The following is a 20,693-nucleotide window of genomic DNA, read 5'->3' as shown; positions in this document are numbered from 1 at the left end:
TTAGCCTTCCGGGATGCCCGCCATCCGCAACATCGCCGTCGGACTCCCCGTCAAGGACGGTCACCTGCTCGCGCTCGAGGGACACGACCGCTCACGTCGGCTCGACTTCCTCCGTGCGATCGGCGGGGGCATCGAGTTCGGCGAGACGGCGGAGGAGGCGCTGCGTCGCGAGTTCACAGAAGAACTCGACGTCGTCGTCGACGCTGCGGAGCTTCTCGGCGTCTTCGAGAACATCTTCACGTACGAGGGCTCACCCTGTCACGAGATCGCGCACGTCTTCGCGGTGTCGTCCGCAGCGCTCGATGCCGTGCCCCTCGACGCCGAACTCCGCATCCTCGACGAGGGCAGCCCCGTGCACTGGGTGCCGGTGGACGACATCCGTTCCGGCGCGCGCATCCTGTTCCCCTCGGGTGCACCCGAGGCTCTGTTCGCGATCACCGAGCGCTGAGCACGACGCCTACAGCGCTCAGGCCTGAGCGCTGTAGTCCGGCAGCTCCTGCAGCGTCCAGGTGTTGCCGTCGGGGTCGTCGAACGTGACGAACCGCCCCCACGCCTGCTCATCGACGCCCTGTGCCGCGACTCCGAGCCCGTGAAGGTGGGCGAGCGCCTCGTCGGCATCCGGAACGACCACCTGGATCGTGTTCTGCTGGCCGGGCAAGAGCCCCTCGCCGAGGTTGGTGCCGAAGGCGATCGAGCAGGCCGACCCGGGAGGGGTCATCTGCACGAACCGCAGGCCTTCATACGGCACCTGGTCGTGATCGGCATGAAATCCGATCTTCTCGTAGAACTCCTTCGACCGGTCGACATCCGAGACCGGGACGAAGATCAGCTCGATCTTCCACTCCATCGCGCACTCCTCCTGTCGGGGCGACGTCGCCCATCGACCCTCACGGTACGCGGGGCGTCCGACACCCGCCAGAGGTGCCTCACCCGTGCGAGGCATCTCACCCGTGTCCTCCCGAGGGCGCGAGGGGCTCTCGCGACGGACTCAGGATGCGGGCAGCAGCGCCCCGTCGAAGAATGCGGCGAGCTCCTCCACGACGTCCAGAGGCAGGATCGCGGCGACGTACTGGTCGGGGCGCACCACGACCACGACTCCGTCGCGCGACAGCTCGCGCGCCTCGAAGATGTCGGTCTCCGTCCACTTCGACGGCCCAGCGGCATAGACCTTCTCCCAGTCGGTGAGCCCGAGCGGACCGGTCTTCGGCTGGAACAGAGCGGGCGCGGACGTGACCTCGATCTCTTCATACGGCTGCTGGTAGATCGCCTTCACGTCGAACACCGCGTCGGTGTCGGCATCCGCGGGCGTGAACCGCTCGAACACCGGCCCAGCCCCTGCTGCCCATGCGTCGAGGCTCGCCGTGTCGCGGCCGGCGAAGGCGTAGACGCGCCAGCGCCCGTCGGCCTTGGCGTGGTGTCCCAGGTGGATCGCGTTGCCGTCGCCTACCCGCACGACCTCTGCAGATTTGAAGCGCTTGCCCAGCGGGTATCCGACGGCGAGACCCTGGTGCGCGTCGGAGCCGGTGATCATCGACGAGGTGTACTGCGTCATGAACCCCGAGGGGAACTCCGCCGTCGCGAGATAGTACGTCGCGAGGTCAGTCGGGTCGGTGATCTCCGAGGGCTTGCGCGCCATCAGAGTCGACCACTCGCGATCGAAGTCGATGAGCTGCTGGGCGACAGGCCGGCGCTCGGCGCCGTACGTGGCGAGCAGCGCCTCGGGGGCCCGCCCGGTGAGCACGGACCCGAGCTTCCATCCGAGGTTGAACCCGTCCTGCATCGACACGTTCATGCCCTGGCCCGCCTTGGCACTGTGCGTGTGGCAGGCGTCACCTGTGAGGAACACCCGCGGCGTGCGGCCCGACCCGTCGATCACGTCGTCGAACCCGTCGGTGACCCGGTGCCCCACCTCGTAGACGCTGTGCCAGGCGACCTCCTTCACGTCGAGCGTGTAGGGAGTGAGGATCGCGTTCGCCTTGGCGATGATCTCCTCGATCGGCGTCTGACGCACGCGGTGGTCGTCGTCCTCGGCGACCTCGCCCAGGTCGATGTACATCCGGCTGAGGTAGCCGCCCTCGCGGGGGATGTGCAGGATGTTGCCCGCCTCGGAGTTGATCGCGCACTTGGTGCGCCAGTCGGGGAAGTCGGTGTTGACGAGCACGTCCATGACGCCCCAGGCATGCGCCGCGCTGCCGCCGACATGCGTGCGCCCGATGGACTGACGAACGCCGCTGCGCGCACCGTCGCACCCGGCGACGTACTTCGCACGGATCGTGCGCTCCTCGCCTGCGCGTTCCCCCGCGACGTAGCGCAGCGAGACCTCGACCGGATACTCGCCGTCGTCGTGCACGGTGAGTCCGGTGAACTCGATGCCGTAGTCGGGGGCGATGCGACCCGGGCCGTTCGCGGCGGCCTCCGCGAAGTAGTCGAGCACTCGTGCCTGGTTGACGATCAGGTGCGGGAACTCGCAGATGTCGTAGGCGTAGTCGGCGGTCCGCGACGTCCGCACGATCTCGTCGGGCTTCTCGGGGTTCGGCCCCCAGAAGTTCATCCAGCCGATGTTGTACGCCTCGGCGACGATGCGCTCGGCGAAGCCGAAGGCCTGGAACGTCTCGACGCTGCGCGGCTGGATGCCGTCGGCCTGACCGAGCACCAGCCGCCCCTCGCGCTTCTCGATGAGGCGCGTGGACACGTCGGGGTACTGCGACATCTGCGCGGCGAGCAGCATGCCGGCGGGGCCGGAGCCGACGATCAGCACGTCGATCTCGTCAGGGAGGTCTGCGGGCCGCTCGGTGCCGATGCCCTCGGCATCCTTCACGCGCGGGTCTCCCGAGACATAGCCGTGGTGGTGGAACTGCATCGTCGTCGATTCCTTCCGGACGTCTCTGTCGGGTGTTGCGTTCGAACCGAACGTGTTCTATATTCGAACACGACGTTCTACTATTGAACACAGCTTAGGGACGCTCGTCCCGAAACGCAAGGGAGCGCAACGCATGCCCGAAGGCACTCCGGCTTCGCAGACCCTCAGCCGCGGCATCCGGATCCTCGAAGTGCTCGCCGATGCGCGGATCCCGCTCACGATCGACGAGATAGCGGTGCGACTCGCGGTCCACCGCTCGGTCGCGTATCGACTGCTGCGCACGCTGGAGGACCACCGGCTCATCGGGAGAGACGCGTCGGGTGCCGTGACTCTGGGTCCTCGCATGGCGGCGCTGGCGGCTGGCGTCGCCCACGACCTGCAGGCCGAGGCGATCCCCGAGCTGACCGCGATCGCCAACGAACTCGGCATGACGTGCTTCCTCGGTGTGCTCGACGGCGACGACTGCATCACGCTCGCGAGCATCGAGCCCCGGCACGCGATCGCGAGCGTCGCGCAGCGCCCGGGCGCCAGACACCCGGTCACCGTCGGCGCGCCCGGCAAGGCGATCCTCACGCAGCTCCCGATCTCGGAATGGCCGGGCGATGCGCCCGCCGCCCTGCACGCGGAGGTCGAAGAGGCTCGCGTGCGCGGATACGCCACGAGTCACGACGAGGTCATCCCCACCGTGCGATCGGTCGCGGTGCCGCTCGTGCTGCGCGGCCAGCGCCCCTCGGCGATCGCGGTGGTGCATGTCGCCACGGCCCTCGACGACGCTGAGATCGCAGCACGTCTGCGGCGCTCGGCATCCGCGATCCGCGAAGCCCTCGAAGGCTGAGCCGGGGACACGCAGAACGCACGCCCGCGAGGCGGACGTGCGTTCTGGATGCGGCGCGCGTCAGACCTTGGCGAGCCCGCGGATCGGGCTCACCGACTGCTCCTCCTCGTGATCCGGGCCCAGCGGGATGCCGGAGCGATCACGCAGCAACAGTGTCGCCACGAGGCCGAGCAGGGTCATCCCGGCGAGGTACCAGGTGACGGCCTGCGTCGAGCCGGTGGCCTGCACGATGGCGGTCGCGATGGTCGGAGCGAACGCCCCACCGGCGATCGCGCCGATCGCATACGAGATCGAGACGCCCGAGAAGCGGATGCTGGCGGGGAAGAGCTCGGTGTACAGGGCCGCCTGCGGTCCGTACGTGAACCCGAGACCGATCGTCAGGATCGCAAGGCCGGCGAACAGAAGACCGATCTCGCCGGTGTTGACCAGCGGGAAGAGCGTGAAGACACCGACGAGCTGCATGACCCAGCCGATGATGTACGTCGTGCGCCGGCCGATCCGGTCGGACAGCCACCCCGCGATCAGAGTCGTGATGAGCCAGGTGACGGCCGACCCGGCGACAGCCCACAGCACGGGGCCGCGCTCGAGGCCGATCGGACCCTCGGGGTTGGTGGCGTAGCCCTGGATGTATCCGCCGGTCGTCATGTATCCCACCGCGTTGTTTCCGGCGAAGACGAGGGCGGCGACGATGACGAGCAGGAGGTGCTTGCGGAACAGCTGCACGATCGGCATGCTCGCCTTCTCCTTGCGCTCGGCGAGCTCGATGAAGACCGGGCTCTCCTCGACCTTGCGGCGCACGTAGTAGCCGACCAGGATCAGGACGACGCTGAGCAGGAACGGAATGCGCCAGCCCCACTGGATGAACTGATCCCCCGGGGCGATGACGGTCATGAGCGCCATCACGCCCGATGCGAGCAGCAGCCCCAGGGGCACGCCGATCTGGGGCGAGGCGCCGAAGATCCCGCGCTTCGACTTCGGCGCGTGCTCGACGGCCATCAGCACCGCGCCGCCCCACTCGCCACCGGCCGAGATGCCCTGCAGGATGCGCAGCAGCACCAGGAGGATCGGGGCGGCGATGCCGATCGCCTCATAGGTCGGCAGGACACCGATCAGTGCGGTCGCCGCTCCCATCAGGATCAGCGTCCACATGAGCACCGTCTTGCGCCCCAGCTTGTCGCCGTAGTGACCGGCCAGGAAGGCTCCGAGCGGGCGGAAGAGGAAGCTGACGCCGACGGTCGCGAAGGCGACGATGGCGCTGTTCGCCCCCAGCGGCTCGAAGAACAGCTGTCCGAAGACCAGGCCGACGGCCGTGGCATAGATGAAGAAGTCGTACCACTCGACGGTGGTGCCGACGACGGTGGCGAACACGACCCGGCGCCGATCGGCCGGTGTCGCGATTGTTCCGGTGGGGGTGAACCCCGCCTGTGACTGCCCGCTCATAGGGGTGTCTCCTTTGATTGTGACCGCATTGTCACGGCTCGCGCACGAGGTGTTTCGAGTTGCTTGCCGAGGGGTGACACGATGATATATGATTTCGAATACGACGCACAAGGCGTCGACGCAAAGCGCGAGGAGGCGCCCCGTGACGGCATCCATGACCCGCCCCGGCAAGATCATCGCGATCCACCTGAGCTACGCCTCCCGTGCCGATCAGCGGGGTCGGCGGCCCGCAGCCCCCTCCTACTTCTTCAAGCCGGCCAGTTCGGTCGGCGTCTCGGGTGGCACCGTCGAACGCCCGGCCGGCACCGAGCTGCTGGCCTTCGAGGGCGAGATCGCCCTCGTGATCGGCACCCCCGCCCGTCGGGTCTCACTCGATGACGCCTGGAGCCACGTCGGCTGGGTCACCGCCTCGAACGATCTCGGGATCTACGACCTGCGCGCCAATGACAAGGGCTCGAACGTCCGCTCCAAGGGCGGCGACGGATTCACGCCCCTGGGCCCCGAGCTGATCGACGCCCGCGCCGTCGACCCCGCCGCTCTGCGCGTACGCGCCTGGGTCAACGGCGAGCTGCGCCAGGACGACACCACGGCCGGTCTCATCTTCCCGCTCGCCCAGCTGGTCGCCGACCTCTCGCAGCACTTCACGCTGGAGCCCGGCGATGTCATCCTCACCGGCACCCCCGCGGGGTCCTCCGTGATCGTCCCGGGCGACGTGGTCGAGGTCGAGGTCGACGCGCCGGATGCCGAGGGCGCGCCGTCGTCAGGACGCCTGGTGACCACGGTCACGCAGGGCGACGTGCCGTTCGACGCCGAGATCGGCTCGCTGCCCGCCGTCGATGACCTGCAGCGCACCGAAGCCTGGGGCTCTCGTGAAGAGGCCGGACTTGCGCCTGCCGAGGCTGTTCCCGTGCTCTCCCCCGCGCTGCGCGCCAAGCTGATGGAGGCGCCGACCGCCGGCCTCTCCGCCCAGCTGCGCAAACGCGGCCATCACTCGTGCTTCATCGACGGCGTCTCAGCGAACATCCCCGGCAGCAAGATCGTGGGCACCGCCAAGACGCTGCGCTTCGTGCCCTTCCGGGAGGATCTGTTCAAGACCCACGGCGGCGGCTACAACGCGCAGAAGCGCACGTTCGACGCCGTCGACGAGGGCGAGATCATCGTGATCGAGGCCCGAGGCGATGCGACGACCGGCACCCTCGGCGACATCCTCGCGCTGCGTGCCCGCGCTCGCGGGGCGGCGGGCGTCGTCTCCGACGGCGGCGTGCGCGACTTCGACGCGGTCGCCGAGATCGGACTGCCGGTCTTCTCGCAGGGCGCGCACCCGTCTGTCCTCGGACGCAAGCACGTGCCGTGGGATTCCGACATCACGATCTCGTGCGGCGGCGCCACGGTGCAGCCCGGCGACATCATCGTCGGCGACAGCGACGGCGTCGTCGTGATCCCGCCCTCTCTTGCCGAGCAGGTCGCGGACGACACTCTCGCTCAGGAGATCGAAGACGCCTGGATCGCCGAGCAGGTCGCGGCCGGGCACCCCGTCGACGGGCTGTTCCCGCTCAACGCGGACTGGCGCGCCAAGTACGAGGCCGCCACGGGCGCGGGGTCTGAGGCAGGGTCGCACTCGTGACCGCGGTCGCCAACTCCAGCAAATCGGAGCAGGCCTACGCCTGGATCCGCTCGCGCATCTCGGCACATGCCTTCGGCCCGGGCTACCGCCTCGTGCTCGGCTCCCTGGCCGAAGAGCTGGGCATGAGCGTCGTGCCGGTGCGCGAAGCCATCCGGCGCCTCGAAGCCGAGGGTCTCGTGACCTTCGAGCGCAACGTCGGCGCCCGCGTCACTCTCGTGGACGAGAGCGAGTACGCGCACACCATGCAGACGCTCGGCCTGGTCGAAGGTGCGGCCACGGCACTCTCGGCACCGCTGCTCGACCCGGAGACGCTCGACGCAGCAGAGGCCGTCAACGAGCGGATGACTCAGATGCTCGGGCACCTCGATGCGCACGCGTTCACCGAGCTCAACCGACAGTTCCACTCTCTGCTCTTCGAGCCCTGCCCGAACCCGCACCTGCTCGACCTCGTGCACCGAGGGTGGGCGCGGCTCTCCGGCATCCGCGACTCGACGTTCGCCTATGTGCCCGGCCGCGCCCAGCATTCCGTCGAAGAGCACACGCAGATCCTCGAGCTGATCCGATCGGGCGCTGACCCGCTCGAGATCGAGCTCGCCGCCCGAAATCACCGCCTGCGCACGAGGGATGCCTTCCTCGACGCGCTCCACACCCGTTCTCACCACAACCCAGGAGACGAGTCATGACCGATTCCCGCATCCCCGCCGATCTGCCCGACCACATCCAGCACTACATCGACGGCGCGTTCGTCGACTCGGTCGACGGCGACACCTTCGATGTGCTCGACCCCGTGACCAACAAGACCTACACGACGGCCGCCGCGGGCAAGAAGGCCGACATCGAACTCGCCGTCGCCGCAGCGAAGCGCGCGTTCGACGAGGGCCCGTGGCCGCGGATGCTCCCCCGCGAGCGCTCGCGGGTGCTGCACAGGATCGCCGACCTCGTCGAGTCCCGTGACGCCCGCCTGGCAGAGCTCGAGTCGTACGACTCGGGGCTGCCGATCACCCAGGCGCTCGGACAGGCCCGCCGCGCCGCCGAGAACTTCCGCTTCTTCGCCGACCTGATCGTCGCGCAGTCCGATGACGCCTTCAAGGTGCCGGGCAAGCAGATGAACTACGTCAACCGCAAGCCGATCGGCGTCGCCGGGCTCATCACCCCGTGGAACACGCCGTTCATGCTCGAGTCGTGGAAGCTCGGCCCCGCGCTCGCGACGGGCAACACCGTGGTGCTCAAGCCTGCCGAGTTCACGCCGCTGTCCGCCTCGCTGTGGGCGGGCATCTTCGAGGAGGCCGGCCTGCCCAAGGGCGTCTTCAACCTCGTGAACGGCCTCGGCGAAGACGCCGGTGACGCCCTCGTGAAGCACCCCGATGTGCCGCTCATCTCGTTCACGGGCGAGAGCTCGACCGGGCAGCTGATCTTCGGCAACGCCGCCCCGTTCCTCAAGGGTCTGTCGATGGAGCTCGGCGGCAAGTCCCCCGCCGTCGTGTTCGCCGACGCCGACCTCGAGGCCGCGGTCGACGCGACGATCTTCGGAGTGTTCTCCCTCAATGGCGAGCGCTGCACCGCGGGATCCCGCATCCTCGTCGAGCGGTCGATCTATGAGGAGTTCGTCGAGAAGTACGCCGCGCAGGCGAAGCGCGTGAAGGTGGGCTACCCGCACGACCCCGCGACCGAGGTCGGCGCGCTCGTGCACCCCGAGCACTACGACAAGGTGATGAGCTACGTCGAGATCGGCAAGACCGAGGGTCGCCTCGTCGCCGGTGGCGGTCGCCCCGAAGGGTTCGACGAGGGCAACTTCGTCGCGCCGACGGTGTTCGCCGACGTCTCCCCCGACGCCCGCATCTTCCAGGAGGAGATCTTCGGACCTGTGGTCGCCATCACGCCGTTCGACTCCGACGAAGAGGCGCTCGATCTCGCGAACAACACGAAGTACGGACTCGCCGCCTACATCTGGACCAACGATCTGAAGCGCGCCCACAACTTCGCGCAGTCCGTCGAGGCCGGCATGGTGTGGCTGAACAGCAACAATGTGCGCGACCTGCGCACCCCGTTCGGCGGCGTCAAGGCCTCTGGCCTCGGCCACGAGGGCGGCTACCGCTCGATCGACTTCTACACCGACCAGCAGAGTGTGCACATCACGCTCGGCGGCGCCCACAACCCGACCTTCGGCAAGAACTGAGCAAGGACCTGACATGACCGACAAGACTGCGAAGACGCTGACCTCATCGGGCTACTACGTGAGCCAGGAGGCTCCGATCCAGACCGACAACCCGGTCGCCACCCCCGAGAGCACGCCCCCTGACGTGCTCCGCTGCGCCTACATGGAGCTGGTCGTCACCGACCTGGCAGCATCGCGGGTGTTCTACGTCGATGTGCTGGGCCTCTACGTCACGGAGGAGGACAACGAGGCCATCTACCTCCGCTCGACCGAGGAGTTCATCCACCACAACCTCGTCCTGCGCAAGGGCCCGATCGCCGCGGTGGCCGCGTTCTCGTACCGCGTCCGCTCGGCCGCCGACCTCGACCTCGCCGTCGCGTTCTACACCGAGCTCGGCTGCGATGTGCGCCGCAACGCCGAAGGCTTCGTCAAGGGCGTCGGCGACTCGGTGCGCGTGGTCGATCCGCTGGGATTCCCGATCGAGTTCTTCCACCAGTCCGACCACGTCGAGCGGATGTCGTGGCGCTACGACCTGCACATTCCCGGCGAGCTCGTGCGCCTCGACCACTTCAACCAGGTCACCCCCGATGTGCCCCGCGCCGTGAAGTTCATGCAGGATCTGGGCTTCCGCGTGACGGAGGACATCCAGGACGACGAGGGCACCGTGTACGCCGCGTGGATGCGCCGCAAGCCCACCGTGCACGACACGGCGATGACCGGCGGCGACGGTCCCCGCATGCACCACGTGTGCTTCGCGACCCACGAGAAGCACAACATCCTCGCGATCTGCGACAAGCTCGGCGCTCTCCGCCGGTCTGACGCGATCGAGCGCGGGCCCGGCCGTCACGGCGTCTCGAACGCGTTCTACCTGTACCTGCGCGACCCCGACGGGCACCGCGTCGAGGTCTACACGCAGGACTACTACACCGGCGACCCCGACAACCCGGTGATCACGTGGGACGTGCACGACAACCAGCGTCGGGACTGGTGGGGCAACCCGGTGGTGCCCTCCTGGTACACCGAGGCCTCGCTCGTTCTCGACCTCGACGGCAACCCCCAGCCCGTGGTCGCCCGCACCGACAGCTCAGAGATGGCCGTCACGATCGGCGCCGACGGGTTCTCGTACACCCGCCCGGACGACGACAAGGACATGCCCGAGTACAAGCAGGGCGAGTACAAGCTCGGTCACCAGCTCTGATCGATTCGCACGCAGGTTGAGACAGGGAGGAGACACGGATGCTGTCAGCAGACACCATCGAGCAGATCGCCGCGGAACTCGCCGAGGCAGACCGGAACCACTCCGTGATCCCGCGCATCACGGCGCGGTATCCGGAGGCGACGGTCGAGGACTCCTATGCGATCCAGGGCATGTGGCGCGACTCGCAGATCGCCGCCGGTCGTCGCCTCGTGGGTCGGAAGATCGGTCTGACATCCAAGGCGATGCAGCAGGCCACGGGAATCACCGAGCCCGACTACGGCGTGATGTTCGATGACACCGTCTACGAGTCGGGCGCCGAGATCCCCGTCGACCATTTCTCGAACGTGCGCATCGAGGTCGAGCTCGCGTTCGTGCTCAAGCGTCCGCTCGAGGGCCCCGACTGCACGCTCGACGACGCCCTCGCGGCGATCGACTACGCGGTTCCGGCGCTCGAGGTGCTCAACTCTCACATCGAGCTCGAGGAGCGCACGATCGTCGACACGATCAGCGACAACGCCGCCTACGGTGCGATGGTGCTCGGCACCGTGCACAAGCGGCCTGACGAGATCGATCTGCGCTGGGTGCCCGGTGTGCTCTCGCGCAACGGCGAGATCGAGGAGACCGGCGTCGCGGCCGGCGTGCTCGGCCATCCGGCCACCGGTGTCGCCTGGCTCGCGAACAAGTTCCACCAGCACGGCGCGCGTCTGGAGGCCGGGGAGATCATCCTGGCAGGATCGTTCACACGCCCGATGTGGGTGTCGCGCGGCGATCAGGTGCTGTGCGACTACGGACCGATGGGAACGATCGAATGCCGCTTCATCTGAGCCCCTCCTTCCGCGAGCAGCTCGCCGCCTCCGACCGTTCGCTTATCGGCATGTGGGGTTGTTCGGGCAGCCCGCTCGTGACCGAGGTGGCAGCGGGATCCGGCCTCGACTGGCTGCTGATCGACATGGAGCACTCGGCGAACACGCTCGAGTCGACGTTGCTGCAGCTGCAGGTCGTCGCCGCGTACCCGATCGCGCCGGTCGTGCGCGTGCCGTCCAACGACACGGTGGCGATCAAGCAGGTCCTCGACCTCGGCGCACAGAACATCATCGTGCCGATGGTGTCGTCGGTCGACGAGGCACGTGCCGCCGTCGCGGCGACGCGCTACCCGCCGGAGGGCGTGCGGGGAGTCGGCAGCGCACTCGCACGCAGCGCCCGCTGGAACCGCGTCGACGGCTACCTGCAGGACTCTGCCCGGCACACGTCGCTCACGGTGCAGATCGAGACGACGGCCGGGGTCGAAGCCGCCGCCGGGATCGCGTCGGTCGCCGGAGTGGATGCCGTCTTCGTCGGCCCGTCGGATCTCTCTGCGTCGATGGGGCTCCTCGGCCAGCAGACGCACCCCGAGGTGGTCGCCGCCGTGGAGCGGGTCTTCGCTGCGGTCAGGAGTGCCGGAACACCCGTGGGCGTCAACGCCTTCGACCCCGCCGCTGCCGATTCCTACATCGCGGCCGGTGCCGATTTCGTGGCCGTCGGTGCCGACGTGGCGATGCTCGCACGAGCATCCGAGGCTCTCGCCACCCGCTTCATCCCGGCATCCGACGACACGTCCCGCGCCAGCTACTGACGCCTGAGACCGCCCCGCCGGGCGTGGCAGGATTGACGGATGCAGAGAAGCGAGGCGCCGACATGATCCGCGCCCTCGCGGCCATGCACGACAAGGGGTTCCGCTGGTTCTTCCTGGCCCGTGCGATCACCCTCATCGCCGGCTCGATGTCGTCGATCGCCCTTGCCTTCGCGGTGCTCGAGATCGACAACGACGCACGATCGCTGTCGCTGGTGCTCGCCGCCTTCACGATCAGCAACATCGTGTTCCTGCTGTTCGGCGGCGTCATCGCCGACCGCCTCCCCCGAGCGCTGATCATCCAGTCCTGCTACGTCATCGACATCGTCACGGTCGGAGCGATGGCCGCGCTCCTGTTCACCGGCACGGCCACTGTTCCGCTGCTGGCCCTGCTGTCGGTCGTGAACGGAGCATCCACCGCGTTCGTGCTGCCTGCGATGCAGGGGATCATCCCGCAGTTGGCCTCCGCAGAGCACCTCCAGCAGGCCAACGCGATGCTCTCTTTCGTGCGCTCGGCGACGACGATCGGCGGGCCGATCATCGCGGGCATCGTGGTCGCCACTGCCGGCCCCGCCTGGGCGATGGTCGTGCAGGCGATCGGCTGGGTCATCGCGATCCCGGTCCTCGCGATGGTGCGACTGCCCCCACCCGACCACGGCGGCGGGACCACGATGTTCCACGATCTCCGCGTCGGCTGGCAGGAGTTCTGGAGCCGCACGTGGCTCTGGGTCATCGTGATCGCATTCATGGTGATGAACGCGATCCACATCGGCGCCTGGGGCGTCGTCGGGCCGTACATCGCGAAGAACGACGAACGACTCGGCATCGCAGGCTGGGGGTGGGTCGTCAGCGCCGAAGGCGTCGGCATCCTGCTGATGACCCTGATTCTGATGTGGCTGCCCCTGAAGCGACCGCTGCGCTACGGCATGATCGGCATGGCCGCGTTCGCGATCCCGTTGACCGTTCTCGGAGTGCACCCGGCCGTGGTCCTCCTGGCGATCGCCGCGTTCATCGCCGGTGCCGGCGTCGAGCTCTTCAGCACCGGCTGGAATCTCGCGATGATGGAGAACATCCCCGGTGACAAGCTCTCGCGCGTCTCGAGCTACGACATGCTCGGCAGCTACGTCGTGATGCCGATCGGCACCCTCGTGTACGGCTGGCTGATCACCCACAGCGACGTCGAGACGGTGCTCGTCACCTCGGCGATCCTCTATGCGTCGATCGCCGTCGCGACGCTGATCGTGCCGAGCGTCTGGCACATGGGGCGGCCGGCAGGTGCCCTTTCCGCCCACGAGGAGTTGGCGGATTCATAGCAATTCGGGCGAGACTGTGGGCATGACCTTCGCCGCGCTCCAGCCGCTCGCAGACCGTGCTGCACTGTTCTCCGCCCTTCGTCAGGATTCCCTGGCCACCGCCCTCGAGGACCTCGGCGACAACCGCTGGGATGCCGACATGGCGGCGGGGACGCTGACGTTCACGTCGAACGCCGACAGCACCCGCCAGCTCGTCGCTCGCGCCCACCTCGTCGCGACGATCGCCCCGGGGCCTCGCTCGCTGCTCTGGGCGTGGGCGCACCCGCAGGGCGACCCGGCCGGTGTCGCAGCCCAGTTGCGCGACTACGGAACCGAGCACGGCATCGTCGAGCTGAGCGAGACCGAGCTCCCCTTCCCCGCCGACTCCGCCGGAGACGCCGAGTGGATCACTGCCGCCGCTCGTACCGTCGGCGCCGTGGCCGTCGAGCTCACCGGCCGCGCCCCCTACTACCTCGCTCCGGTCGGCGGGGGCACCTACGCGGTGTTCCTGCTCGACGCCCCGCTCCCGCCGCTCACGGTCGCCTCCGCCGCGATCGTCCTCCCTCGCATCCTCTCGACCGTGACTCTGCCCGATGCCCGCACGGCCGTGTGGGATGCCGCTCGCCTCGCCGGGTGGAATCTCACCTGGACCGACGAGTCCTTCTCAGGTGCCACTGTCGCCGATGCGACAGGCACTGCGACGTTCCGCTTCGACGAGCAGGCACGCATCACGAACATCGAGAGCAGCCTGCACCCGCAGCCCTGACCCCTCGCAGAGGACAGCGCGTCATCGGCCCAGCCGCTGGCGCGCTGTCTTCGTTCCGGAGCCGACCGGCACATGGGCGGTGGCCGCCGCGAGCCCGAACACCGGCATGTCGACGTACACGGCTTCGAGGTCGGAGACGGGCACCTGGTAGGTCTCGTGCCAGACGCCCACGCTCCCCGTGCCCTGCAGCGACCGCATGAAGTCACGCCAAGGCTGCAGATGCGGAGCATCGCGGTCGGCGGCGAATCGCTGCAGGTGCTCCGGGCTCTCCCAATACGACAGCAGGATCGTCGTGCGACCGAACCAGCTGTGTGCGCCGAGCATCCCCGCGTCCGGATGGGTCGCGAGGTGCTGCAGCATCGGGGGCATCTTGCTGGCGGTCCACCACACCTTGCCGAGCTGCCACCAGCGGTTGGCGCGCATCCCGATCACGAAGACCGTGACGTCCGAGCGGTCGGGGGCCGCGGTGAATCGACCGGGGAAGACCTGCTGAGCCATGCGCCACTCCTTGGAACGTTGTTATGTAACTGCGTTATGCAACAACGTTACGGTACGATCGAACGCATGGCAAGACCTCCTCTGTACGATGTCGCTCTGCGTGATCGCCTGCTCTTCGCGACAGCGGAGATGGTCGATGACAAGGGGCCTGAGCGGATCAGCCTGCGCGACATCGCGCAGAATGCCGGCACCTCGACCTCGGCCGTCTACGCTCTGTTCGGAGGAAAGACCGAACTGCTCGTCGCCGTCATCGAGCACGGATTCGCCTCGTTCGGCGAGGCGCAGGCCGCATCCGAATCCCAGGGACTGCGCGCGCTCGGTCTCGCCTATCGGTCGTGGGCGATGGCCAACCCCGCCCTCTACCGCCTGATGTTCGGCGGCGGGGTCGCGACCGAGGACTGCCGGCCCGACGATGCGACCATGAGCACGGCGATGGCTCCGCTGATGCGCGCACTCGCGGCACGCGTCGACGAGTCGGACGTTCCGGCCGCCGCCCTCACCGTCTGGGCGCAGGTGCACGGCGCCGTGAGCCTCGAACTCGCCGGCGTGACGCCCCCGCTCGTTCCGTGGGACTCGGTCTACGGCGCGGTGGTGGACGCGGTCGAGCGCGCCTTCCCCGCCCGCTGATCCGTCCTGCACCTTCGAGGTGCCACGGCATCCGAGAGTGTGGAATTCTGGTCGCATGAAGAACGGAATCGTCCGGTTCGCCGCGCTCTACGTGTTCAACGTCGCAGTCCTGCTGCTCATCGGCCTGCTGTCCGCCGGGGTCTCGGTCGGGTTCCACGCGCTCTGGGCCGCGGTGGTCCTGACTCTCGCGGCACTCTTCGTGAAGCCACTGCTCACCGGGGCGTTCCGCAAGGCCGCAGCCAAGTCCGCAGCCGACCGCAACAAGACCGGAGAGAAGGTCGTGCAGTACGTTCTCGTCTACCTCGTCGAGCTCCTCATCTGGATGGCCGTCGTGTGGCTGAGCGGCGTCCGCGCCTCCGGCTTCTGGAGCTACGCGCTTCCCCCGCTGTTCCTGCTGTTCGGCTGGATGATCTACGACCAGGTCGACGACAGGCTCCGCGCGAAGGCGAGCGAGCTGTACGACGCCGTGCAGGGCAGGGTGTCGGGCAAGAAGTCCGCACCTGCCGCCGCAGCGCCCGGCTCCCCCGCCGCACCGGCCACCACCGAGGCGCGCACGGAACTCCACGACGGTCTGACCCCCGAGCAGCGACGGATGCTCGACGAGCTCGGCTGAACGCAGACGGTCCCGATCTGCGGACCTCGCCCCGATTCGCGGACGAATCGGCGGGAGAAATCAGCGGATCGGGACCGGATGCGCAGATCGGGACCGACGAGAGTCAGACGAGGCGTTCGGCCGCCTCGACGACGTTGGTCATGAGCAGCGCGACGGTCATAGGCCCGACGCCACCGGGATTCGGCGACACCCAGCCCGCGACCTCGGCCACATCGGGGTGCACATCGCCGAAGACCAGGTTCTTGCCGGTCTCGGGGTCGGTCTCGCGGGTCACTCCCACGTCGAGCACGGCGGCGCCGGGCTTGACGTCCTCAGCGCGGATGAGGTGCTTCACACCCGCAGCCGCGACGATCACATCGGCCTCCCGCAGGTAGCGTGGCATGTCGACCGTGCCGGTGTGCGTCAGAGTCACCGTCGCGTTCAGGTCGCGCCTCGTCAGCAGCAGTCCGATGGAGCGACCGATGGTCACGCCTCGCCCGACGACCACCACATGCTTGCCCTTGAGGTCGTAGTCGTTGCGCAGCAGCAGCTCGATCACGCCTCGCGGTGTGCACGGCAGCGGTGTGTGGATCGGGTTGTTGACGTTGAGCACAAGCCGGCCGAGGTTGGTCGGGTGCAGGCCGTCGGCATCCTTCGCCGGGTCGATCCGCTCGAGGATCGCGTCGGTGTCGATGTGCTTCGGCAGCGGCAGCTGCACGATGTAGCCGTGGCACTCCGGGTCGGCGTTGAGCTCGTCGATCAGCGCTTCGACGTCGGCCTGCGTGGCGTCGGCCGGCAACTCGCGCTGGATCGAATTCATCCCGATCGCCTCGGACTGACGGTGCTTCATGCCGACGTAGAGCTGGGATGCCGGGTCGGCGCCGACGAGCACGGTCGCGATGCCGGGCACGACGCCCTTCGCTTTCAGCGCGGCGACCCGCTCGGTGAGCTCGGCCTTGATCGCGGCGGACGCCGCCTTGCCGTCGAGGACCTTCGCGGTCACTGCTGCAGTTCCGGGTAGAGCGGGAAGCCTGCGGCGAGCGCGTCGACGCGAGCGCGGAGAGCCTCGACATCGGCACCGGGAAGGAGTGCGAGCGCGATCACGTCGGCGACCTCGGTGAACTCGGCGTCGCCGAAACCGCGGGTCGCGAGCGCGGGCGTGCCGATGCGCAGACCCGAGGTCACCATGGGCGGACGCGGGTCGTTAGGCACCGCGTTGCGGTTCACGGTGATGTGGATCTCGTGCAGCAGGTCTTCGGCCTGCTTGCCGTCGATCTCGGCGTCACGAAGGTCCACCAGCACCAGGTGCACGTCGGTGCCGCCGGAGCGCACTCCGATGCCGGCATCCTTCACGTCCTGCTGCGAGAGACGCTCGGCGAGGATCGATGCGCCGCGCAGTGTGCGCTCCTGGCGCTCCTTGAACTCGGGGGTGCCCGCGAGCTTGAACGCGGTCGCCTTGGCGGCGATGACGTGCATGAGCGGGCCTCCCTGCTGCCCGGGGAACACGGCCGTGTTGATCTTCTTCGCGAGGTCGGGGTCGTTCGTCAGGATGAATCCCGAGCGGGGGCCGCCGATCGTCTTGTGCACAGTCGACGAGACGACGTGTGCGTGCGGCACCGGGTTCGGGTGCAGGCCCGCGGCGACGAGGCCGGCGAAGTGCGCCATGTCGACCCAGAGGAGGGCGCCGACCTCGTCGGCGATCGCGCGGAAGGCGGCGAAGTCGAGCGTGCGGGGGTACGCCGACCAGCCGGCGATGATGACCTTGGGCTTGTGCTCGATGGCGAGGCGACGCACCTCGTCCATGTCGATCGTCGAGGTCTCGGGGTCGACGCCGTAGGCGACGATGTCGTAGAGACGGCCCGAGAAGTTGATCTTCATGCCGTGGGTCAGGTGACCGCCCTGGTCGAGGGCGAGGCCGAGCAGCGTGTCGCCGGGGCGGGCGATCGCGTGCAGGACTGCGGCGTTGGCCGATGCGCCCGAGTGCGGCTGGACGTTGGCGAACTCCGAGCCGAAGAGGTCCTTCGCGCGCTGGATCGCGAGCTCTTCAGCGACGTCGACCTCTTCGCAGCCACCGTAGTAGCGGCGGCCGGGGTAGCCCTCTGCGTACTTGTTCGTGAGCACGGAGCCCTGCGCCTGCAGGACCGAGACGGGGACGAAGTTCTCGGATGCGATCATCTCGAGGAACGTCTGCTGGCGAGCGAGCTCGCGGTCGAGGACCTGTGCGATCTCGGGGTCGACCTCGGCGAGCGGGGCGTTGAAGTAACGATCGGTCATGACTTGCTCCTCTGACGACGGATTCGAAGGGGTATACCTATCGGCCCAGGCGCGCGGTCGAATTCCGTGGTCAGTCGCTCCCCGGTGGTAGTCCACCCAGACGCCAGTCGCGACGTGAGTCAGCATAGCGGATTTCCCTGTGCTGCCGACTCCGCGCAGGGTAGGTTTTGTTCATGGTCCTTCCCCATTCCATGCCCCTTGTTCCTCTTCCCGCTTCCGCCATCGTCGGCGATGGCCGGCTGACCGTCTCCGAGAGCACGCGAGTCATCGGCGACTCCCCGGCCGCACGCCAGCTGATCGATGCCGCCGAGCGGCGCAGCGGCATCCGCTTCCTCCACTCCACGGACACCGCAGACGAGAGATCGGCGATCGTGCTCCGCATCGATGCCGCCACCGCGCCCGAGGGCTACACGCTCAGGGTCGCCGACTCCGTCGAAGTGGTCGGCGGCGACGAGGCCGGACTGTTCTACGGTGTGCAGACTCTGCTGCAGCTGCTCCGCGAAGACGACGAAGGCTGGGCACTGCTGCACGCCGAGGTCACGGACGCACCGCGATTCGAGCGCCGCGGCGTCATGCTCGACGTCACCCGCCACTTCTTCGACGTCGCCGAGGTCAAGAAGTTCATCGACAGCACCAGCGCGCTCAAGTTCAACCACCTGCACCTGCACCTCAGCGACGACCAGGGGTGGCGCATCCAGATCGACTCCTGGCCCAAGCTCACCGAACTGGCGTCGTCGACCGCCTCGCTCGGCGACCCCGGAGGCTTCTACACGAAGGACGACTATCGCGAGATCGTGGCGTATGCGGCCGAGCGGCACATGCTCGTCATCCCCGAGATCGACCTTCCCGGTCACACGCACGCGATCGGCGTCGCGTACCCCGAGCTCGTCGAGGATCCCGTGATGAACGACATGCTGATCGCCGAATCGGGGCGCCTCGGTCAGCCGCTCCCCGCGGCCGGCGAGCCCTACCTCGGATGGGGAGTGGGGCACTCGAGCGTCCGGATCCATGAGGAGCGCACGTATGAGTTCGTGCGCGACGTGATACGAGAACTCGCCGAGATGACGCCCGGTCCGTTCATCCACATCGGCGGAGACGAATCGCTCGGCACCCCGCAGGCCGACTTCGACCACTTCGTCGAGCGCGCGACGGCGATCGTGTTCGAGGAGGGCAAGATCCCGCTGGCGTGGCACGAGGTCGGTGCGGCGAAGAACATCGCCGAGGGCACGATCGGTCAGTACTGGGGCAAGACGACGCCCGAGGGCTCGCATGCCGCGGAGGCCGCGCATTTCGTCGAGCGGGGCGGAGCGCTCATCATGTCGACCGCCGACGTCGCCTACCTCGACATGAAGTACACCGCGGACTTCCCTCTCGGGCTGACCTGGGCCGCGATCATCGATGTCCGCACCGCCTACGAATGGGAGCCGACCTCGGTGCTCGACGTGCCGGAGTCCGCGATCCTCGGCATCGAGGCGCCGTTGTGGAGCGAGACCACTCGCACGCTGAGCGATGTCGAGCAGCTGGTGTTCCCGCGGGCCGCCGCTCAGGCGGAGGTCGCCTGGTCGCCGCGTACCGCTGCCGGTCGGGACTGGGAGTCGTTCCGTGTGCGGCTCGGCGCACTCGCACCGCTGTGGAAGGCTGAAGGCGTCGACTTCCACCCCGCACCCGAGATCCCCTGGAGCGAGCGATGACAACCGGTTCCGCAGCGACAGGGTCGCTCGTCATCCATTCGGCCCGACTGATCGACCACGGGGCCGATGTCGCGGACTCCTGGGTGCGGATCGAAGACGGGCGCATCATCGCCGTCGGCTCCGGGCAGACGTGGGGCACGGCAGACGAGGTCGTCGATGCGAGCGTCGTCGCCGGTTCGGATGCCGTGCTCGCCCCCGGGTTCATCGACATCCACAGCCACGGCGGCGCGGGCGCCTCGTTCGACGACGGCGTGGAGGCGATCCGCACGGCGCGAGCCCTGCACCGAGCTCACGGCACCACACGATCGGTGATCTCGCTCGTCACGGCGCCGCTCGATGCCCTCGCACAGCGCGTGGCGGAGATCGCCGATCTGATGGAGACGGACGCCGACATCCTCGGGTCGCATCTGGAGGGCCCTTTCCTCGACCCTGCGCACCATGGAGCACACGAGCCGACTCTGCTGCGCACTCCGGTCCACGACGATGTCGTCCGGCTGCTCGACGCGGGCCGCGGCACGATCAGACAGGTGACGATCGCGCCAGAACTCGCGGGCGGACTCGACGCGATCCGACTGATCGTCGATGCTGGGGCTGTGGCCGCGGTCGGTCACACGAGCGCGGATGCCGCGACGGCGATCGCCGCCTTCGACGCAGGCGCGACGGTGCTGACCCACGCGTTCAACGCCATGCCCGGCATCCACCATCGCGCACCAGGGCCGGTGCTGGCGGCAGCCGCCGACCGCCGGGTGGTGCTCGAGGTGATCGCCGACGATGTCCACCTCGATCCGCACGTGGTCAAGCTCGTGTTCGACTCGGCGCCGGGGCGCGTGGCGCTCATCACCGACGCCATGGCCGCCGCGGGCAGCGCCGACGGCCACTATGACCTGGGAGCGGTGAGCGTGACGGTCGAAGACGGCATCGCACGCGCTGACGACACCGGCTCGATCGCAGGGTCGACGCTCACTCAGGACGTCGCGCTGCGCAGGGCGATCGCCGCCGGGGCACCGCTCGCTGAGGCGGTGCGCGCGCTCACCGAGACTCCGGCGGACGCCATCGGATACGGAGACCGACTCGGCCGCCTCGCAGTCGGATACGTCGGCGACGCGGTGCTTCTGGATGCGCAGCTGCAGGTCGTGCGCGTATGGGTGGGCGATCGCCCGTAACCCGATGTCGCGCAGTCGGATGCGATAGCTCATCGAGTGGCCGACGCGCTCTCCTGCCGGACCCCTGAA

General features: G+C 68.3%; 20 protein-coding genes and 1 riboswitch. Of the genes, 14 read left to right on the top strand and 6 right to left on the bottom strand.

What is annotated here, in order from left to right:
* Nucleotides 1–13 precede the first annotated feature (13 nt).
* The gene (locus ACZ0AA_RS00430; protein ID WP_463511837.1) at nucleotides 14–448 is read left to right on the top strand and encodes an NUDIX domain-containing protein; all 435 of its coding nucleotides are present in this window, start codon (nucleotides 14–16) and stop codon (nucleotides 446–448) included.
* Nucleotides 449–466: 18 nt separating this feature from the next.
* Here ACZ0AA_RS00430 and ACZ0AA_RS00425 read toward each other — a convergent pair whose 3' ends face one another.
* Both ACZ0AA_RS00425 and ACZ0AA_RS00420 read right to left on the bottom strand, forming a co-directional pair.
* On the bottom strand, nucleotides 467–847 hold the full coding sequence (locus tag ACZ0AA_RS00425; RefSeq protein WP_400861679.1) for a VOC family protein: 381 nt from the start codon (nucleotides 845–847) through the stop codon (nucleotides 467–469).
* A 141-nt stretch (nucleotides 848–988) separates the two neighbouring features.
* Nucleotides 989–2,860, bottom strand: coding sequence for an FAD-dependent monooxygenase (locus tag ACZ0AA_RS00420; protein ID WP_463511836.1), 1,872 nt, complete (start codon nucleotides 2,858–2,860; stop codon nucleotides 989–991).
* 133 nt (nucleotides 2,861–2,993) lie between these two features.
* Here ACZ0AA_RS00420 and ACZ0AA_RS00415 point away from each other — a divergent pair, with 133 nt between their 5' ends.
* Complete coding sequence (locus ACZ0AA_RS00415; RefSeq protein WP_463511835.1) at nucleotides 2,994–3,695, top strand: IclR family transcriptional regulator; 702 nt, start codon at nucleotides 2,994–2,996, stop codon at nucleotides 3,693–3,695.
* 60 nt (nucleotides 3,696–3,755) lie between these two features.
* Here the strand turns inward: ACZ0AA_RS00415 and ACZ0AA_RS00410 are convergent, their stop codons facing one another.
* Nucleotides 3,756–5,135: an MFS transporter gene (locus ACZ0AA_RS00410; RefSeq protein ID WP_463511834.1), complete on the bottom strand. Its 1,380-nt coding sequence runs from the start codon at nucleotides 5,133–5,135 to the stop codon at nucleotides 3,756–3,758.
* An 88-nt stretch (nucleotides 5,136–5,223) separates the two neighbouring features.
* Between ACZ0AA_RS00410 and ACZ0AA_RS00405 the strand changes: the two genes are divergently transcribed.
* The 8 genes from ACZ0AA_RS00405 to ACZ0AA_RS00370 all read left to right on the top strand — a co-directional run bounded on the left by ACZ0AA_RS00405 (nucleotide 5,224) and on the right by ACZ0AA_RS00370 (nucleotide 13,779).
* Complete coding sequence (locus ACZ0AA_RS00405) at nucleotides 5,224–6,759, top strand: fumarylacetoacetate hydrolase family protein (RefSeq protein WP_463511833.1); 1,536 nt, start codon at nucleotides 5,224–5,226, stop codon at nucleotides 6,757–6,759.
* On the top strand, nucleotides 6,756–7,442 hold the full coding sequence (locus ACZ0AA_RS00400) for a GntR family transcriptional regulator (RefSeq protein ID WP_463511832.1): 687 nt from the start codon (nucleotides 6,756–6,758) through the stop codon (nucleotides 7,440–7,442). The genes ACZ0AA_RS00405 and ACZ0AA_RS00400 overlap by 4 nt, the downstream gene beginning before the upstream one ends.
* Nucleotides 7,439–8,935 (top strand): 5-carboxymethyl-2-hydroxymuconate semialdehyde dehydrogenase, encoded by a 1,497-nt coding sequence (hpaE, locus tag ACZ0AA_RS00395; protein ID WP_463511831.1) that lies wholly within the window; start codon nucleotides 7,439–7,441, stop codon nucleotides 8,933–8,935. Before ACZ0AA_RS00400 ends, hpaE begins: the two co-directional genes overlap by 4 nt.
* Nucleotides 8,936–8,948: 13 nt before the next feature.
* The gene (gene hpaD / locus ACZ0AA_RS00390) at nucleotides 8,949–10,112 is read left to right on the top strand and encodes a 3,4-dihydroxyphenylacetate 2,3-dioxygenase (RefSeq protein ID WP_463511830.1); all 1,164 of its coding nucleotides are present in this window, start codon (nucleotides 8,949–8,951) and stop codon (nucleotides 10,110–10,112) included.
* Between the two features lie 38 nt (nucleotides 10,113–10,150).
* On the top strand, nucleotides 10,151–10,936 hold the full coding sequence (locus tag ACZ0AA_RS00385; protein WP_463511829.1) for a 2-keto-4-pentenoate hydratase: 786 nt from the start codon (nucleotides 10,151–10,153) through the stop codon (nucleotides 10,934–10,936).
* Nucleotides 10,921–11,724 carry an HpcH/HpaI aldolase family protein gene (locus tag ACZ0AA_RS00380; protein ID WP_463511828.1) on the top strand — a complete coding sequence of 268 codons (804 nt, stop codon included), beginning with the start codon at nucleotides 10,921–10,923 and terminating at the stop codon, nucleotides 11,722–11,724. Before ACZ0AA_RS00385 ends, ACZ0AA_RS00380 begins: the two co-directional genes overlap by 16 nt.
* A gap of 62 nt (nucleotides 11,725–11,786) precedes the next feature.
* Entirely contained in the window at nucleotides 11,787–13,034 is a 1,248-nt protein-coding gene (locus ACZ0AA_RS00375; protein ID WP_400861694.1) for an MFS transporter, read from the top strand.
* A 22-nt stretch (nucleotides 13,035–13,056) separates the two neighbouring features.
* Nucleotides 13,057–13,779, top strand: coding sequence for a DUF6882 domain-containing protein (locus ACZ0AA_RS00370; RefSeq protein WP_463511827.1), 723 nt, complete (start codon nucleotides 13,057–13,059; stop codon nucleotides 13,777–13,779).
* A gap of 21 nt (nucleotides 13,780–13,800) precedes the next feature.
* On the opposite strand, the gene ACZ0AA_RS00365 is transcribed toward ACZ0AA_RS00370, so the two are convergent.
* Nucleotides 13,801–14,277, bottom strand: coding sequence for a DUF4188 domain-containing protein (locus ACZ0AA_RS00365; RefSeq protein WP_463511826.1), 477 nt, complete (start codon nucleotides 14,275–14,277; stop codon nucleotides 13,801–13,803).
* A 66-nt stretch (nucleotides 14,278–14,343) separates the two neighbouring features.
* On the opposite strand from ACZ0AA_RS00365, the gene ACZ0AA_RS00360 reads away from it, so the two are divergent.
* Both ACZ0AA_RS00360 and ACZ0AA_RS00355 read left to right on the top strand, forming a co-directional pair.
* Nucleotides 14,344–14,904, top strand: coding sequence for a TetR/AcrR family transcriptional regulator (locus ACZ0AA_RS00360; protein WP_400861698.1), 561 nt, complete (start codon nucleotides 14,344–14,346; stop codon nucleotides 14,902–14,904).
* 55 nt (nucleotides 14,905–14,959) lie between these two features.
* Nucleotides 14,960–15,517 (top strand): hypothetical protein, encoded by a 558-nt coding sequence (locus tag ACZ0AA_RS00355; protein WP_463511825.1) that lies wholly within the window; start codon nucleotides 14,960–14,962, stop codon nucleotides 15,515–15,517.
* A 103-nt stretch (nucleotides 15,518–15,620) separates the two neighbouring features.
* Here ACZ0AA_RS00355 and ACZ0AA_RS00350 read toward each other — a convergent pair whose 3' ends face one another.
* Together ACZ0AA_RS00350 and glyA are read right to left on the bottom strand one after the other, a co-directional pair.
* Nucleotides 15,621–16,499: a bifunctional methylenetetrahydrofolate dehydrogenase/methenyltetrahydrofolate cyclohydrolase gene (locus ACZ0AA_RS00350; RefSeq protein WP_400861700.1), complete on the bottom strand. Its 879-nt coding sequence runs from the start codon at nucleotides 16,497–16,499 to the stop codon at nucleotides 15,621–15,623.
* Nucleotides 16,496–17,770, bottom strand: a complete 1,275-nt coding sequence (gene glyA, locus ACZ0AA_RS00345; protein ID WP_400861702.1) for a serine hydroxymethyltransferase — start codon at nucleotides 17,768–17,770, stop codon at nucleotides 16,496–16,498. Before glyA ends, ACZ0AA_RS00350 begins: the two co-directional genes overlap by 4 nt.
* A gap of 36 nt (nucleotides 17,771–17,806) precedes the next feature.
* A riboswitch (ZMP/ZTP riboswitch) is annotated at nucleotides 17,807–17,891 on the bottom strand.
* A gap of 70 nt (nucleotides 17,892–17,961) precedes the next feature.
* Between glyA and ACZ0AA_RS00340 the strand changes: the two genes are divergently transcribed.
* Nucleotides 17,962–19,461: a beta-N-acetylhexosaminidase gene (locus ACZ0AA_RS00340; protein WP_463511824.1), complete on the top strand. Its 1,500-nt coding sequence runs from the start codon at nucleotides 17,962–17,964 to the stop codon at nucleotides 19,459–19,461.
* Entirely contained in the window at nucleotides 19,458–20,624 is a 1,167-nt protein-coding gene (nagA, locus tag ACZ0AA_RS00335) for an N-acetylglucosamine-6-phosphate deacetylase (RefSeq protein WP_400861707.1), read from the top strand. Before ACZ0AA_RS00340 ends, nagA begins: the two co-directional genes overlap by 4 nt.
* The last annotated feature ends 69 nt before the right edge of the window (nucleotides 20,625–20,693 follow it).

This window comes from Microbacterium sp. AC035 (genome assembly GCF_979258485.1).
Note: the sequence above shows the minus strand (reverse complement) of the source record. Positions and strands in the feature narration are given on the sequence as shown.

Bases quoted from the DNA above. Each gene is read 5' to 3' on its own strand.
- ACZ0AA_RS00430 (WP_463511837.1), top strand. From the start codon at position 14: ATGCCCGCCATCCGCAACATCGCCGTCGGACTCCCCGTCAAGGACGGT.
- ACZ0AA_RS00425 (WP_400861679.1), bottom strand. From the start codon at position 847: ATGGAGTGGAAGATCGAGCTGATCTTCGTCCCGGTCTCGGATGTCGAC.
- ACZ0AA_RS00420 (WP_463511836.1), bottom strand. From the start codon at position 2,860: ATGCAGTTCCACCACCACGGCTATGTCTCGGGAGACCCGCGCGTGAAG.
- ACZ0AA_RS00415 (WP_463511835.1), top strand. From the start codon at position 2,994: ATGCCCGAAGGCACTCCGGCTTCGCAGACCCTCAGCCGCGGCATCCGG.
- ACZ0AA_RS00410 (WP_463511834.1), bottom strand. From the start codon at position 5,135: ATGAGCGGGCAGTCACAGGCGGGGTTCACCCCCACCGGAACAATCGCG.
- ACZ0AA_RS00405 (WP_463511833.1), top strand. From the start codon at position 5,224: ATGATTTCGAATACGACGCACAAGGCGTCGACGCAAAGCGCGAGGAGG.
- hpaE (WP_463511831.1), top strand. From the start codon at position 7,439: ATGACCGATTCCCGCATCCCCGCCGATCTGCCCGACCACATCCAGCAC.
- hpaD (WP_463511830.1), top strand. From the start codon at position 8,949: ATGACCGACAAGACTGCGAAGACGCTGACCTCATCGGGCTACTACGTG.
- ACZ0AA_RS00385 (WP_463511829.1), top strand. From the start codon at position 10,151: ATGCTGTCAGCAGACACCATCGAGCAGATCGCCGCGGAACTCGCCGAG.
- ACZ0AA_RS00380 (WP_463511828.1), top strand. From the start codon at position 10,921: ATGCCGCTTCATCTGAGCCCCTCCTTCCGCGAGCAGCTCGCCGCCTCC.
- ACZ0AA_RS00375 (WP_400861694.1), top strand. From the start codon at position 11,787: ATGATCCGCGCCCTCGCGGCCATGCACGACAAGGGGTTCCGCTGGTTC.
- ACZ0AA_RS00370 (WP_463511827.1), top strand. From the start codon at position 13,057: ATGACCTTCGCCGCGCTCCAGCCGCTCGCAGACCGTGCTGCACTGTTC.
- ACZ0AA_RS00365 (WP_463511826.1), bottom strand. From the start codon at position 14,277: ATGGCTCAGCAGGTCTTCCCCGGTCGATTCACCGCGGCCCCCGACCGC.
- ACZ0AA_RS00360 (WP_400861698.1), top strand. From the start codon at position 14,344: ATGGCAAGACCTCCTCTGTACGATGTCGCTCTGCGTGATCGCCTGCTC.
- ACZ0AA_RS00355 (WP_463511825.1), top strand. From the start codon at position 14,960: ATGAAGAACGGAATCGTCCGGTTCGCCGCGCTCTACGTGTTCAACGTC.
- glyA (WP_400861702.1), bottom strand. From the start codon at position 17,770: ATGACCGATCGTTACTTCAACGCCCCGCTCGCCGAGGTCGACCCCGAG.
- ACZ0AA_RS00340 (WP_463511824.1), top strand. From the start codon at position 17,962: ATGCCCCTTGTTCCTCTTCCCGCTTCCGCCATCGTCGGCGATGGCCGG.
- nagA (WP_400861707.1), top strand. From the start codon at position 19,458: ATGACAACCGGTTCCGCAGCGACAGGGTCGCTCGTCATCCATTCGGCC.